Raw genomic sequence first — 15,222 nt, forward strand, 5'->3', positions numbered from 1 at the left:
CTCTCCACCTCCCGCTTCATCCACCTAACCCCCGCACCCTCTGGCTCGGGCGAGATCGCTGGCCCACCTCGGGGCGCGCCCACCTCTGCGCAGACCGTGCCCGGCGGCACACCGCCTGGGCCCGGGCCCACCGAATCGTCGGCCGACGGTCCGCCATGGGGCGAGCCGGGTAACTCAGCTCCCGGTGGGCCCGCGTCCACAGGTCCGCCTTGGGGTGCGGCGGGCGGAGGCCGGCCGGTGTCCGCTGGATCCTCGGCGCCTGGCGCCGAGACCGAGGGTCTCGGCGTGTCCCGGGCCGAAGGAGTTGTCGCGGAGTCCTCGGCCCCTGGTCCGCCTTCGGGCGAGCCGGGTAGTCCGGCGCCCGGCAGCCCTGCTTCGGCAGGGGCCGGAGGGCCGCTTTGGGGTGCGGCGGGCGGAGGCCATCCGGTGTCCGCCGGATCCTCGGCGGTCGGCGGCGAGGCCGCCGGGCCCGGTCTTCCCCAAGCCGAAGGCGCCAGGGGCCCTGAGGCCGCCGAGCCCCGTCCTTCCGTGGCCGATGGGCCGCCGTGGGGCGCGAGTGGCGCCTCGACGCCTAGCGGGTCTCCATCGAGCGGCCCGCCATGGGGTACGCCTGCATCGAGCGGCTCTGCCACGGCTTCGAAGGGTTCGTCGCCGTGGGGGTCGGTCGCCGCTTATCCGGCGCGTCCGGGTGGGCCGGCGGCACGCCGCGACGAGGGTACCCGGCCTGGGGACCCCCCGATTTCCACGCTAGCAAGGGGGACCGACAGTTCTGGGCCGATCTCGATGGGGTGGGATCTGGTGCTGGGTGGGGGTTCTGAGACGGGGCCGGGGGAGGGGGAGTATCGGGCGGCGATCGCGCGGCAGGGGGATTTGCCGGAGCCGGCGTTGGTGGCGGTGCCGGATCTGGGGACGGATCTGGTGGGCGCGGCGCACACGGATACGGTGCTGGAGCTGCTGCGGACGGTGCAGCCGTTGCTGGATCGGCTCGTGGTGCTGGATGTGCCGCCGCAGCTGACGTCGGTGGACGACATCGTGGCGTGGACAGAGGCGTTCAAAGATCAGGGCAACGCGGCGGCGGTGTACTTCCCCGCGCTGAGGACTCCCACGGCGACCGTCCCCGCGAGCGGCCACATCGCGGGGGTGATCGCGCGGCTCGACGCCGAACGCGGCGCCCACCACACGCCCGCCAACGCGGTGGTCCTCGAAGCGGTCGACCTGGCGACGGAACTCCCGGAGCCCCAACAGGCCCGGTTGTTCGAGGCGAACGTGAACCTGGTCCGCTGCACCCGCGGCCGCGGCCTGGTGGTGTGGGGAGGCCGGACGCTCAACGGGTTCGTGGCCCACCGCCGCCTGATCCACTTGATCACCAGGGCGATCCGGCGGGTGGCGACCCCGCTTGTCTTCGACACCAACACTCCCGAGCTCCGGCTGACCCTCGTCCGTGCGGTCACCTCCGTGCTGCTCGAAGCGTTCCGCGCGGGCGCGTTGAAGGGAACCAGACCCGAAGAGGCGTTCCGGATCACCGTCGACGACGACCCGGAGCAGATCGTCTGCCACGTGGAGGTCGCGCCGGCGGTGCCGATGGAGTTCATCCTGCTCAAGCTGGTGCTGGGCCAGGACCGGGCGCTGGAGGTGATCGAGGCATGACTGATCCCCTGCCCAAGTACCGGTTCCTGGTCACGCTCGACCCCGGCGACGCGTATCTGCCAGCGGCGCAAGCACTTCTGCTGCCGCTCGTCGCCGCTGGAGCGTTCCAGGAGGTGACGGGTCTCAGCGCGCAGCTGGAAGTGACGAGCTACGCGGAGGGCGGCCGCAACGATTCGGTGCACCAGTTGCCACTCAGGCATTCGTGGAATCGGATCACGTTGAAGCGTGGGGTCACGAAGGACACCGGGTTGTGGGACTGGTACCAGGCCGGGCTGACCGAGTCGCTGGGCGCGCGCCGCGATGGCGCGGTGATCCTGCTCGACATCGACGGTACGGCCGTTGTGTCGTGGGCGTTTCACGGCGGGCTCGCGGCGAAGTGGACCGGCCCGGACCTGCACGCCGAGCAGAACGCGATCGCCGTCGAACAGCTGGAGATCGCGCACGAAGGCCTGACGAAGGTGCTGAGGTGAGCCGATGCCGAACGTGATCATCCACAACCTCGAGGTCCGGTTCCAAGTGGACGGTGACGACGGGGCCGTGTTCACCCGCATGTTCAACAAACACATCCAGGCGTGGTCCCGGCTCTACGAAGACGAGTGCGCCAGGGCCAAACAGAGCCAACGCGACCGCAAGCTGAACGACGAGGAGGGACGCTGGTGAGCATCACGCCCGTGACCTTCGCGCGGCAGGGCGCGGCGCTGGCCCGGCTGGAGATCGTCCGGCCGGTGATCGCCGACGAACGCCAGCGCCGGATCCCGTTGCGGTTCAACCCGACCGACTACAAGCTGAGCAAGTCCAACACGTTCGCGGAGATCACCATCCCCGGCCTGGAGACTCCGCCGATCCAGTACGTCCGCGGCGGCTCCGAGACACTGACCGTCCAGGCGCTGGTGGACACATCGGACACTCTGGAGAACGTCAGAACCAAGTATGTCAACGCATTGCGCAACCTGATGCGACCGGACAGCCGCGAGCACGCGCCGCCGATCGTCCGGTTCGTCTGGGACGAAGCGGTGTTCACCGGAGTCATGGAGAAGCTGGACATCGCCTATCAACTGTTCCGGCCGGACGGAGTGCCGCTGCGGGCCCAGCTTGACCTGTCACTCAAGGAGTTCCGCCCGGCCGCCGCGCAGGTGTCCGACCCGCCGAGGTCATCGCCCACCGTGGAGAAAAGCTATGTCGTCCGCCGGGGCGACACCTTGAGCAGCATCTCGGCCGCGGTGTACCGCAGACCGGACGCGTGGCGGGAGCTGGCCCGCGCCAACGGGATCACCGACCCGCGCGACCTGCGCCCCGGCCAGGTCCTGACCGTGCCCAGGCTGCCCTGATGACCACGCCGGAAGTCGCCTCACCGGACCGGTACGCGCCCGAGTTCGAAGTGCACATCGAGGGCCTGCGAATGGATCCGACCACCAAGAACGACATCATCGACATCAAGGTGCACCGGGACATCGACGAGATGTCCGGGTTCGACCTGGAACTGAACAACTGGGACGACGCGACGCTGAAGTTCAAGCACAGCGACTCGCCGGAGCTCCAGCTGGGGGCCAGGGTCTCGGTGCGGCTCGGCTACGCGGACAAGCTGATGACGGTGGCGACCGGCACGATCACCACGCTCAGCCCCAAGTTCACCGACTCGGCGTCGCCCACGGTGACGATCAGCGGCGTGGACGGGATGATCAAGCTCAAGGACCGCAAGCCGGCCGGGAACGAGCCCAAGATCTACCGGAACATGCCCGACTGGCAGATAGCCGAGCAGATCGCGCAACGCAACCACCTGCGGATCACGGTCACCCGCGAGGGCCCGGTGCACGACATCGTGGTGCAGAAGAACCAGGATGACGCCAGCTTCCTGATGGAACGCGCCAAGCGCCTCGACTTCGACTGCTACATACTGCCGGATCCGGCGTCCGGTGAGGACACCCTGTACTTCATCAAGCCCACCGACGGCCGGGACAGCGGCACCATCCGCGTCTACCGCCTCGCGTATGCGCCGGGACTCACGACCGGGCCGTCCGGGCAACCGGAAGGCTTGGTGCCCAACCTGATCGACTTCACCCCGACGCTGACAGTGTCCAAACAGGTCAGCAAGCTGACCGTGCGCGGCTGGGATCCCCGTACCAAGCAAGAGATCGCGTTCACCGCGACCGTGGACAACCTTCCGGCCGGACAGAACACGGCGGACGGACAAAGTGGACCGGAGGCGGCGGACAGCACACTCGGCGGCAGGCAAGAGGTTCTGGTCGACGCGCCGGTCACCAGCGACCAGGAGGCCCGAGAGCTGGCGATCAGCCTGCTGCGCGAACGGGCATACGAGTTCATCACCGCGACCGGGCGGGTGGCCGGGCTGCCGGAACTGAGGCCAGGCGACAACCTGGAGATCTTCGGCCTGGGAACCCGTTTCTCCGGCACGTATTTCGTCAAATGCGTCGAACACACGTTGGGCGCCAGCGGGTTCTTCACCCAGTTCACCGGCCGGCGCATCCACCAGGGGGACAAATGACCAGGATGGCGCCCCGCGCCCGGAGCACCGATCAGCGCTACTACGGCGTGGTCGAGGCTCTGGTCGTGGAGAACAGCGGCGACGACGAGGGTCGCGTCAAGGTGAAGTTCCCGTGGTTCGACGACAGCACGGTCACCGACTGGATCCGCGTGAGCCAGCTCTACGCGGGCAACGGCTACGGCTCGGTGTTCGTCCCCGAGGTCAACGACGAGGTGCTCGTTGCGTTCATCCACGGGGACATGCGGTTCCCGATCGTCCTGGGTGGACTCTACAACGGCGTGGACAAGCCGCCCACCGCCCGAAAAGACGGTCAGGACCAGAAGATCATCCGCACCAAGCACGGCCACGAGGTCCTGCTCGACGACACCCAGGACAAGGCCGCCGTCCGGATCAAGTCGGCGGCCGGGCATCTGCTGGAAATGGACGACCAGGGCAAGGAAATCCGGATCACCGCGGCCGAGGGTGCGGGCATCACGATCACCGCCAAGGGAGACGTCACGGTGAAGGCGCCCAAGGTGACCATCGACGCGTCCTCCGTGGACATCGGCACCGGCGCGAATGAGCCATTGGTGCTGGGCAATGCGTTGCTGCAGGCGTTCAACTCGCACACGCATGCCTCGCAGGGCGCACCGCCCACGCCGCCGCTGACCCCGTCGGTGCTGGCCAAGAAAGCGAGGACAGCGTGAGCGACGAGTTCCTCGGCACTGGTTGGCGGTTCCCGATCCTGCCCGACGAAGCCGGCCGCCTCGGCTACGCCGCCGGCGAGCAGAGCGTCGAGCACTGCCTCAAAGCCTTGCTGCTGACCGGAACCGGCGAGCGGGTCATGCGCCCCGACTTCGGCACCAAGGCACAGGAGTCCTTGTTCGCCCCTGGCAGCGTGCAGAGCCTGCGCGACCTCGAGAGCTCGATCGCCGACGCGGTGCGAACCTACGAGCCTCGGGTCGAACTGGACGAGGTCCGCGCCGAAGCCGATCCGCAGGACGAGACCCGCGTGACAGTGTCCATTGTGTACCGGGTCCGGCACAGCAACACGAAGGCGAACCTTGTGTTCCCGTTCTACGTCGGCCTGACCGGGAGTACGCCATGACCCTGCCTTCGCCCGTCCTGGACGACCTGACCTGGGCCGACATGATGGCGGCCATCCGCCGCCGGATCCCAGCCGAGTCGGGCGGCATGTGGACCCTGCACGCACCCTCCGACCCCGGCGTCACGCTCCTGGAGCTGTTCGCCTACCTGTTGGAACAGCGCCTGTACTGGCTCGACCAGGTGCCGGACGCGCTCGTGGTCGCGATCCTGCGTCTGCTCGGCTTGGACCCGCCGCGCCCGGCTCAGCCCGCGACGACTGTGCTCCAGTTGACCAGCGACGTCGGGCTCGTTCCAAAAGGGACGGTGTTCTCGCGCGACCCCACGCGGCTCATCACGTTCACCGTGGACGAGGACGTTTCGGTGTTCCCGCTCGACGGCGAAGTGACCGTGTGGACAGACCGCGACCGGACGGCAGACCTGCGTGCCCGCCACGGTGTGCCGCTATTCGCCACTGACGGGCACCCTGCCGATGTGCGGTTCACCTTGCCGTTCACCGGAGTAATGTCAACTGACGGCTGGCTTTCGCTACTGTTTGAAGTGGACACTGAGGTGCCCGCGCAGTGGTTGCCGGGAGCAGCGCACAACATCCCGCCGGCCGCGAAACTGACATGGTCGTTCTTCCGGCCGGACGGCGAGAACACCGGACAGTTCGCGGAGGTCGAAGACGGCACCGGTGGGTTCCGGCGGTCCGGCATCGTCCGGCTGAAGCCACCGCCGAACTGGTCCACAGAGGACAAAGGGCTACGGGTCTCGACCGAAGCGGCGACGTTCTCGGCGCCGCCGAGGCTGTTGCAAGTCGCGGTGAACGTGTCAACGGCACGCAACCGAGAGACGCGGAGTGTCTCGCCGGAAGATCTCGCCGGCCAGATGAGTACCTGGCTGAAGCTGCCCGGCCAGCACCTTGTACTCCCGGACGCCGAAGACAGGCTTCTCGAAGCCACCCTGAAGCTCGATGGGAAGCCGTGGACGCAGGTTCAGGACTTCACGTTCGGTGCCTCAGCCGACCGGATCTTCCGGCTCGATCGTGCCGAGGGTGCATTGGTGTTCGGCGATGGGCTCACCGGCCGGATCCCCCAGCGCACCAAGGATGCCGAGGTGGAGTACGTCCTCGGCGGCGGCCGAGCTGGAAACGGTGGAACAACTGCGAACTGGGTGTGTGCGGACCTGCCTGTGGCTGCCGCCAACCTGGTTCAGGCCGAAGGCGGGGCGGACCCAGAGACCGTGGCGGAGGCGCGGGAACGTGCCGCAGGGGCACTGGGCGAGGTGACGCGGGCGGTCACGGCGGAGGACTACGAGACCCTCGCGGTCACCACACCAGGCGTCGACGTGGCCCGCGCCTTCGCCGCGCTGGGTGAGCATCCGGGCTTCCCATGCTCGAACGTTCCCGGTGCGGTCACCGTCCACATTGTCCCGTCGGTTCCGTCGGACATCGTTCTGGCGCCAGAACCCGACCCAGGGATGCTGTGCGAAGTGACCAAGCGGCTCGACGGGGCCAGGTTGCTCACCGCCGAGGTCTTCGTCCGCCCGCCGAAGTACCGGCCGGTGACCCTGACCGTCGACTTGTCCGGTTCGCCCGCCGATCGCAACCGAGTGTCCACCGTGGTCGCCGATGCGTTGCGGCGCTATCTCGACCCGCTGACCGGCGGCGAAGACCAGACCGGGTGGCCGTTCGGCGAGGCGCTGCGACCCTCTGCGCTCGTACGGGCAGCGCAGAAGGCGCTCGGCGATCTGGCGGACGTTGCGAGCGTGGCGATCAGCCTGGACGGCACATTCGAGTCCTGCGCCGATGTGCCCCTGAAGCCCGGTGAGCTGCCGATGCTCCGACAGGTCCGGACCACCGTCGTGCCCGCGGTCGAACCAGGGGAGGGGCTCACGTGACCAGCGACGTGTGGTGGGAGCGCGACGCCGAGGGCGAAGGCCGGATCACCAACGGCCGGCCCGAGCTGGTCGACGCGACCCGCGAGGCCGTGCGCTCGGACATCCGCGACCGGATCCCCGGCTACACCCCGGACTGGACCAATCCGGACCGCCAGGACGCCGGCGTCGCCCTCGTCCGGCTGTTCGGCACCCAGGTCGAACCCGTTCTGACCAGGGTGAACCGGCTGCCGGAGAAGATCCTCGCCGAACACCTGAACACCGCAGGGGTCCGGCGGAGGGCCGCCACCGCCGCCGCGGCCCTGTTGCAGTTCACGGTGACCCCGCCGGATGGCCGCTCGGTGCTGGTCCCGGCCGGCTTCCAGGCGGCCGCCTCCGGGCCCGATGGGCAGATCATCTACGAGACGGATCATGACCTGTTCGCCACCCCGGCCGCCCTCGCGGCGCTCGCCACCGAAGAGGACGGCTCCTTCGACTCGGTTCCCCTGACAGGCCGGGCGTTCGCTCCCTTCGGCCTGATTCCCACGCCCGGAAACGGTCTGTGGATCGGCCTGGCCGGCACCGCGAGCCCGTTTCCGTCGATCTCACTGGGGTTCGTCGTGCAAGCCGGAGTGCCGGAGCCAGCGGCGTCGCCTGCCGCGCTGGAGCCCGGCCCGCTGCTCCGGTGGGATGTGTTGGACGGCAGCAGGTTCGTCCCCGCCGACGTGGTCCGCGATGACACCAGTGGCCTGACCGTCAGCGGGACCCTTGAGCTGCGGGTTCCGCGCGACTGGGCGCCCGCGAGCAGGCTCGGCCGGTCGATGCGCTGGCTGCGGGTCCAGATCGCGCACGGCGAGTTCGCCCAACCGCCCGTCCTGGCTGGAGTCCGGTTGAACACGGTCTCCGCGACCGCCGCCCGGACCATCAGAGACGAACCGCTGCAACCGATCCAGGACCCGGGCGCGGCCGGCCGCAGACGGATGCGCCTCAGCCAGGTGCCGATCCTGCCTGGCACGGTCGAGATCGAGGTCGACGACGACCCCGGGGCCGATGTCTTCGGCACCACCACGGATCCCCGCCCGAAGTGGCGGGAGGTCGACAGCCTCGCCGGGTTCGGCGCGGACGACCGGGTGTTCGTTGTGGACTATGCGACGGGCGAGGTCACGTTCGGCGACGGCATCAACGGAGCCGCGGTTCCGCCAGGGTTCCGGAACGTGCGGGCGATCCGCTACCGGGTCGGCGGCGGATCGAGCGGCGCCGTCCGGGCCAACGCGGTCAGCAGTGTCGTAACGGCGTTGCCGTTCGTGACCGGCGTGACGAACCCGTTCGCGGCCTCCGGCGGAACCGACCCTGAGCCGGACGCGGACGCGATCCGCCGGGGCGTTGGGGAATTGCGGTCGCGCGGCCGGGCGGTAGCGCCTGCTGACTACGGTTTGCTGGCGGTTCGCGCGCCCGGCGCTGAGATCGCGCGGGCTCATGGGGTTCCTGGGCTGCATCCGGACTTCGCGGGCAAACCGATCCCTGGTGTGGTGGGGGTTCTGGTGGTCGCTCCGACCGGCGAGCCGCCGATCCCCGCTGCGGCCACTCTGCACGCGGTGGCGAACTTCCTCACCCGGGAAGTCGCCCCGGCTGGGGTCACGGTCGTGGCCGCTCCGGCCGTGTTCCACGACGTGGCGGTGGAGGCGTGGGTGGTCGTGGACGAGGACCAGGACCGTGCCGGAGTCCTTGCCCGGGCGGGGGATGCGCTGACGACGTACCTGGATCCCGTACGAGGCGGGGAAGACGGGGCAGGGTGGCCGTTCGGCGGCGCACTCCGGCACAGCGCGCTGGTCCGCAGGCTGCTGACGGTCGGCGGAATCATTGCGGTCTCCCAGCTTTCGCTCACTGTGGACGGGCTACGGCTGCCGCCGTGCACGGATCACGTTCTGCCGCCGAACACCCTGGTCTGGCCGCGACGGCCGCTGCTGATCCCTGTTGGAGGCACGCCGTGACCTGCGCACCGCAGCCCGCGACCTTCCGCCTGCTCGACGCCTACGTCGGCTGGGACGAACTGGATGTGCGGGACATCGTCGGGTTCGCCGACCCGGACGGCATCCGGCTGGCCTTCACCGGCGATCCCGACGGCCCGTCCCGCAGTCAGCTGTTGCCATGGTTCCCTGACCGGCGGCTGGCGCCCGGTTGTCAGTCATGCGCCTGGTACCTGATCGCCGGAACCAAACTCCTGCACCGGGATGCGTGCGGCTGGACACGGGTTCCAGTGCGACTGCACGAGCCGTATTCGGTAGCAGCGCGCGGTCACCGCCTCGCGGTGGTCGAGTCGAACCGGGTCATGGTCTGGCGGCGCCAGGGCGAACAACTCGCGGGCGTGATCCACTTGCGCGACGCCCGGTGGGCCGCTCTGGCACCCGGCGACAAGGTACTCGTGGCTCGTCAGGGCAGCACGGACTTGTGGCGGTTCAGTTCCGACGGACGACCTCTTGGGGTGATCCCGACCGGCGCGACCGGTGAGATCATCGGCCTGCGTACCGGGCCGGGCAAGACGATCTGGCTGCTCACCGAGGATGACGGGCGGCTGCGGATCTATCGCAGCGGTCCCTTTGGGACGTCCACACTGGACGAGCTCACCAAGGAACTCCCGTCGAGCACGCTCGTATCGGCTGACGACGACGGCTTCTGTCTCAAGGAGAACGGCGCCGACGGTCCGGTGAAGAACTGCTACACCTGGGAAGGCGAGCCACAGGATGCGTCGCCTGATCCGGTGCAGTACGTGCGGGAAGGCGAGTTCGTCACGGCCATGATCGACAGCGGGATCTCGCGCTGCCGCTGGCATCGGGTCCGGCTGACCGCGGATGTGCCGTCGGGCACGGCGGTTCAGGCGCGGATCGTGGTGTCCGAGGACAACCAGTTCGACGAGACCGACTGGCAGACCGCGCCGGCCGGCAGTACGGACTTCCTGGTCGACCAGCCGCCGGGCCGGTTCCTGATGCTGAGCCTGCGGCTGACCGGCGACGGCACCGCGACCCCGGTCGTGCGCCGGGTGCGGCTTGACTTCCCGCGCGTGACCAGCGCCGATCTGCTGCCGCCCGCGTTCCGCGAGGACCCGGCCGCCGATGACTTCACCGAGCGGTTCCTGTCCCTGTTCGACGCCTCACTGGCCGAGATCGACCGGGTGGTCGAGCGTTACCCGGCCCTGCTGGACCCGGCCGGCGTGCCTGATCGGGTAGTGCCGTGGCTGGCCGGGTTGCTGGGCCTGTCGTTCGAGTCCGGCTGGGACGCTGAGATCCGGCGCAAGCTAGTCGCCGAAGCGCCTGAGCTGTACCGGCGCCGTGGCACACCCTGGGCACTGCAGCGGGCGATCGAGATCGTGTTCGGCCGGACGCCGGTGATCAACGAGCTGGCCACCGACCGCCGCTGGGCGCACACCGGCGGATCGGGTCCCGGTCTGGGCTCGGTGCGGCTGTTCGGCCGGTCCTCGACCCGGTTGCGGATCGGCCGGTCGGTACTCGGCGGGGCACCGCTGAAAGCCTTCGGCGACCCGGAGAAGGACCCGCTGAGCGAGCATGCCCACCGGTTCAGCGTGTCCCTGCCCGCGGGCTCGGCCGCTGAGAAGGCGTTGCGCCGCTTGGTGGATCGTCAGGCACCCGCGCACACCGTGGGCTCGGTCCGCGTGGGACAGCTGGGATTCGTGATCGGGTCGAAGTCCACAGTGGGCGTTGACACCGCATTCGTGCCGTTGCCCCCGCCGGTGCTGGGCCGGGTGCGGCTCAACCGGGACGGGGTGCTGCGCCCCGGTCCTCGCGGCCCGCGCCGCGGGGTGAGCGTCGGAGTGGTCTCCGCCGTCGGTGTGCATACGGAGAGTTTCTGAGAGGACAAGGGGAATGACGGAGACACAGACACAGACCACCGGGTTCGACGCCCCGCCGTTGCGCCGGCTGCGGTACTTCCACGGGCAGATGCTCAGCGCCCGGGACTTCCAGCGGGAACAGGAGTACTTCCGGGAGAAGCTCAAGCTGCGCATGCGGTGCCTGCTCGGCTACGGCGTGGTCTGCGGCCTGAAGATCGAGCCCATCTTCGGTGTGGCCGCTGAGTCCGAAGTGGACACAGGCGGTGGTGGCCACGGGCAGCTGAACGCGACCGTGTTGCTCACGCCCGGCCTCGCGGTAGACTGCGACGGCAACGAGGTCGTCGTGCGTGGTGGGTGCCGGATCGACCTGCTGGAGTCGCTGCCGGAGGACGAGCGCGACAAGACCACGATCTGGGTGGGCATCGACTACTGCGAGCGCGCGGTCGAACCGACCCGCGCGGTCTACAATGACGCCTGCGCGGAGACACCGGACACCGAATGCGCTTACATCGAGGAAAGCTACAAGGTCCGGGTCACCGGTTGCGAGCCGCCGAAGGACGAACGCTGCTCCACCTGTTGCGAACCGTGTGACCACAAGACCTTGTGGCTGGCGCGGATCGACGATGTGGATCTACGCGGGGCGGTCCGCCGCGAGCAGATCCACATGAACATCCGCCGTCCGTTCGGCAAGCACGTGCCGACCGTGATCACCGGCGTCAACTGGATCCACGGTAACACGTACACAGTGGACGAAGCCAAGGCGTTGCTGGGCACGCAACACGAGGACGGCGGGCTGGTGATCCAGTTCTCGGACAACGTCCGGGTGGACACGCTCAAGCCCGGGGTGGTCGAGATCCAGGTGATCGAGGGTGGCGCCGGGCGCAACGCGTCCACCTGGTACATGGGCGGGAAGTTCGAGGAGCCGGACGGTTCCGCCGAGTTCACCGACCATTTCCGGTACCGCCAGACCACTCGTGAGATCCTGCAGGACGGCGACCGCGTGCTGGTGAGCGTGCGGGCGGCGTTCATCCTCGACCGCTGCTGCCGCCCGGTGGACGGGACCAATGTCGGCGGCAAGGTCCCGGCCATCGGCGCGTCGGCAGAGGTCCAGACCGAGACGCACGGCTGTGACGTGCCGCCGTCCGGGATCGGGCCGTGGACGTCCGGCACCGGCGCGGGCGGGGACGTCTTCGAGAGCTGGTTCTTCGTGAAGGAGTCCTGATCATGCGAACAGACTGCGGTTGCGGCTGCGGGGGTACGTCGGCGCGGCCGTCGGCCTTCGTGCGGCCCCGCTTCTTCGCCGGCCAGCTGCTCACCGAGGACGATCTCGGCCTGCTGGTCGACTACACGACCGGCAAGACCCGCCTGCACAACAAGAACATCTACGGGCCTGGCGTCGTCTGTGGCCTGGAGGTGTCCTGCGACCCGTGTGGTGGCGGCAAAGTCATCGTGCACCCGGGTCATGCGCTGGACTGCGCGGGCAACGACATCGTGCTGGACTGCAAGGAACAGGTCGACGTGCAGGCCCTTGTCCGTGAGCTGCGGATCAGCTCGCTCGGTGTGGACTGCAAGGACCCGTGTGACCAAGATGGGCAACGCCGTTATGGGCTTTTCGTGCGGTACGAGGAGCTTCCGGTCGATCCGGTGACGCCGTACGCCACCGAGGAGCCGTGTCCCTCGCCGGGCTGCGTGCCGTCCCGGATCCGGGAGGCGTTCAAGTTCGTCGTCAAGTGCGACTCCGCGGAGGACCATCGCTACAACCCGGGCACGAAACTGTTGAACGTGCTGGGTGACCCGGCGAAGTCCGACCCGGTCCGGACCCAGGTGCAGCGATTCGGGTTCTATGTGGACGCCATGGGGGCCGCGGCTTTGGGCTCTGGCCGGACGTTCCGGTTCGACGCGGCCGACGCGACGCGGTTCGCCGACAACCTGGCCTGGCTCAAGGACAGCGGGACCGGCACCCCGCCGGCCGAGGGCGCGGTCGAGCTGATCGAGCACGTCCGCGCGCTGGCCAGCGCCGTGGCCAGGTACGACACCTACGACGCTGCCGGGCAGGAGCAGCTCAAGGACCAGTTCCAAGACCTGGCGAACATCCAGGAGGCCCGTAGCGTGCTCGGCACCTCGTGTGACCGGCTCGCCGGGATCGACCCGGAGAAGGTGTGGCCGGGCAAGCCGCTGCACCACTCGATCGCCCGTGCGGTGGTCACCGAGACCCGTGCCCGGCTTGTGCCGGACAAAGGCGACCCGGACGCGCCCATCGAGGTCCGGATGCTGGCTCAGGGCACGCCGCTGAGCAACGCCCTGCAGGTGGAGTTCCGGTCGGACATCGCCCAGGTCCGCCAATGGCTGCTCGGCCGGCTGGACCGGACCTCCGGGCTCGCGGACTGTTCACTTCGGACACTTATCGCGCAGGTGTCCATCCCGCAGTTGCTGCCAGCGCCGGACCCGAAGAACACCGACCCGATCACCGTCCCTGACCTGCAGCTGATCGCCGACGCTGCCGGGAGGTTCACCGTGGCGGTCATGCGGTTCCTTGGTGACACAGCGTGTTCGACACTGACCCCGCCGTGTACATCCTGTGACGAAACGGATGTCCTGCTGGCGCACGTCGAACTGGACGACTGTGACGTTGTGCGGGTCTGTTCCGCGACCAGGGAACAGGTCCTGCCCGGCGGTTCCGCGTACGGGGAGTGGCTGCCGAAGCTGTACCGGCTGCGGGAACTGGCCGAACGCCTGTGCTGCCAGCCGGTTCCGGTGTTCGCGCCGCCGACCCTGCCGGAGGGCGAGGTGCCGAGGCCGGTCGCCGAGAAACTGCTGGACGTCTGGCAGCGCAGCGGGGACCTGGAGGAGATGCTGAACCTGCTGCTCACGCGGGCGCCGGGGGAGACGCCGCCGAAGCCGCTGCACGAGCAGGTCTACACCACGCCGAGCGAGATCTCCGACAGCCTGCACGAGCTTCAGGTGCTGCGGGCTCAGGTGTCGGATCTGACGGCGGCGCTGGAAGGCCTACGTGGACAGTTGTCCACCGCACAGGAACAGCTCGGAACACGTCTGTCCGAACTGGAGAGTCCGCCCGAGAAACAACCGCGGAACCAACCGGAGAAGCCCGCGCCGCAGCGTCGTCCACGGTCCGGCAGCCGCGCCCAGAAGTCCGGTGAGTCCTCGTGACCGCTCCACTGCGACCCGCGTTCCACGAGGGGCAGGTCCTCGCCGCCGCGGACCTGGCGGCCACGGTGGAACATGCGCGTGGCGCGGCCGCGCGGCACGCGAAGTACCTGCACGACTGGGGCATCGCCGAAGGACTCGCCCTGACCACCGAGTCCCGCACGGACCCGGCCACCAAGGGCCGGTTCGTCGAGGTCACGGTGTCGCCGGGGATGGCGGTGGACGGGACCGGCCGGGAAATCGTCGTGCCCTCGCCAGTGGTGCTACGGGAGAGCGACTTCGCCGAGGTCAACGGGGCCGACGGGCTACCGGACGAGCCTTACCCGGTGTTCCTGACCGCCATCGACCGGTCTGGGACGGGATCCTGTGCCGCCAACCGGGTCGAGGAGACCTACCAGGTCCTCTTTGGACGGCTCGGTGACGAGCGGCTCGTGGCCGAGCAGCAGGCCCCGCCGGTCGGGACGCCGCTGGCCAGCCCACCCGCGCGGTGGCTCGTGCTGCTGGGCTACGTCCAGTGGGGCGATGGTCACTTCATGGGCGTGGTCCCGACTGCCCGCAAGGTTGGGCCTCGGTATGCGGGTGTTCGCGCTGACACTGTTACGGCTCGGTCGGGCTCGCTGACTTTGCGGACCAGTTCGGCGGTCGAAGGCCAGCCCGCGGTCGTGGTGTCCGGCGGTGAGCAGCCCGAACTCGTTTTCGGGTTGTATCAGGGCGGGGGAGCCGTCTCACCGCTGATGACCGTGGCGGCCAACGGGAACCTCAGCATCGAGGGCAGTTTCAGCGGCCGGATGTCAGTGGGCAGCGTGCTCGTCACCTCCGGCATCGCGACCGACGGGATGCTGTTGCCGTTGCCTTCCGGCGTCACGCGGGAGCAGGTCGCGGACGGCCGGGTGGTGGTGCATGTTCAGGTGACGCCACGAACTGTACCGACGGCGACGGCGTTCGCGTTGCAGAGTCCGGTGGACGTAGGGGTGGACGGCGATGGGCGGGTGCGATGCCGGGTCCGGGTGTACGACCCGACCGCCGCCCCGGCCGTGGTGACCGAGCAGCCCGGGGCGGTCGACTTCCTGGTGCTCGCGGCCGTCCCGGCGACGAATGGCGGTGACCAGGGATGAGCCTTTCC

At 69.0% G+C, this 15,222-nt stretch carries 13 protein-coding genes; all 13 read left to right on the plus strand.

Going from position 1 to position 15,222, the window contains the following annotated elements; all coding sequences use genetic code 11:
- The first annotated feature begins 870 nt into the window (after window positions 1-870).
- From AB0J95_RS42940 to AB0J95_RS43000, 13 genes are read left to right on the plus strand one after another with little or no spacing between them, the layout of a single operon-like run.
- Entirely contained in the window at window positions 871-1,647 is a 777-nt protein-coding gene (locus AB0J95_RS42940) for a phage tail sheath subtilisin-like domain-containing protein (RefSeq protein ID WP_364771247.1), read from the plus strand.
- On the plus strand, window positions 1,644-2,117 hold the full coding sequence (locus tag AB0J95_RS42945; protein ID WP_364771249.1) for a phage tail protein: 474 nt from the start codon (window positions 1,644-1,646) through the stop codon (window positions 2,115-2,117). Before AB0J95_RS42940 ends, AB0J95_RS42945 begins: the two co-directional genes overlap by 4 nt.
- Window positions 2,118-2,121: 4 nt before the next feature.
- Window positions 2,122-2,307: a putative phage tail protein gene (locus AB0J95_RS42950; RefSeq protein ID WP_364771251.1), complete on the plus strand. Its 186-nt coding sequence runs from the start codon at window positions 2,122-2,124 to the stop codon at window positions 2,305-2,307.
- Window positions 2,304-2,975: a LysM peptidoglycan-binding domain-containing protein gene (locus AB0J95_RS42955; protein WP_364771253.1), complete on the plus strand. Its 672-nt coding sequence runs from the start codon at window positions 2,304-2,306 to the stop codon at window positions 2,973-2,975. Before AB0J95_RS42950 ends, AB0J95_RS42955 begins: the two co-directional genes overlap by 4 nt.
- On the plus strand, window positions 2,975-4,150 hold the full coding sequence (locus AB0J95_RS42960; RefSeq protein ID WP_364771255.1) for a type IV secretion protein Rhs: 1,176 nt from the start codon (window positions 2,975-2,977) through the stop codon (window positions 4,148-4,150). The genes AB0J95_RS42955 and AB0J95_RS42960 overlap by 1 nt, the downstream gene beginning before the upstream one ends.
- The gene (locus AB0J95_RS42965; protein WP_364771257.1) at window positions 4,147-4,836 is read left to right on the plus strand and encodes a phage baseplate assembly protein V; all 690 of its coding nucleotides are present in this window, start codon (window positions 4,147-4,149) and stop codon (window positions 4,834-4,836) included. The genes AB0J95_RS42960 and AB0J95_RS42965 overlap by 4 nt, the downstream gene beginning before the upstream one ends.
- Window positions 4,833-5,237, plus strand: coding sequence for a GPW/gp25 family protein (locus tag AB0J95_RS42970; RefSeq protein WP_364771259.1), 405 nt, complete (start codon window positions 4,833-4,835; stop codon window positions 5,235-5,237). The genes AB0J95_RS42965 and AB0J95_RS42970 overlap by 4 nt, the downstream gene beginning before the upstream one ends.
- The gene (locus AB0J95_RS42975) at window positions 5,234-7,114 is read left to right on the plus strand and encodes a putative baseplate assembly protein (RefSeq protein ID WP_364771261.1); all 1,881 of its coding nucleotides are present in this window, start codon (window positions 5,234-5,236) and stop codon (window positions 7,112-7,114) included. Before AB0J95_RS42970 ends, AB0J95_RS42975 begins: the two co-directional genes overlap by 4 nt.
- Window positions 7,111-9,081 (plus strand): putative baseplate assembly protein, encoded by a 1,971-nt coding sequence (locus tag AB0J95_RS42980; RefSeq protein ID WP_364771263.1) that lies wholly within the window; start codon window positions 7,111-7,113, stop codon window positions 9,079-9,081. Before AB0J95_RS42975 ends, AB0J95_RS42980 begins: the two co-directional genes overlap by 4 nt.
- Window positions 9,078-10,955 carry a phage tail protein gene (locus tag AB0J95_RS42985; protein ID WP_364771265.1) on the plus strand — a complete coding sequence of 626 codons (1,878 nt, stop codon included), beginning with the start codon at window positions 9,078-9,080 and terminating at the stop codon, window positions 10,953-10,955. The genes AB0J95_RS42980 and AB0J95_RS42985 overlap by 4 nt, the downstream gene beginning before the upstream one ends.
- Before the next feature lie 13 nt (window positions 10,956-10,968).
- Window positions 10,969-12,156, plus strand: coding sequence for a hypothetical protein (locus AB0J95_RS42990; RefSeq protein ID WP_364771267.1), 1,188 nt, complete (start codon window positions 10,969-10,971; stop codon window positions 12,154-12,156).
- A 2-nt stretch (window positions 12,157-12,158) separates the two neighbouring features.
- Entirely contained in the window at window positions 12,159-14,102 is a 1,944-nt protein-coding gene (locus tag AB0J95_RS42995; protein WP_364771269.1) for a hypothetical protein, read from the plus strand.
- Window positions 14,099-15,214: a hypothetical protein gene (locus AB0J95_RS43000; protein ID WP_364771271.1), complete on the plus strand. Its 1,116-nt coding sequence runs from the start codon at window positions 14,099-14,101 to the stop codon at window positions 15,212-15,214. The genes AB0J95_RS42995 and AB0J95_RS43000 overlap by 4 nt, the downstream gene beginning before the upstream one ends.
- Window positions 15,215-15,222: the final 8 nt, after the last annotated feature.

Source organism: Actinocrispum sp. NPDC049592 (genome assembly GCF_040675465.1).
Lineage (GTDB): Bacteria > Actinomycetota > Actinomycetes > Mycobacteriales > Pseudonocardiaceae > Kibdelosporangium.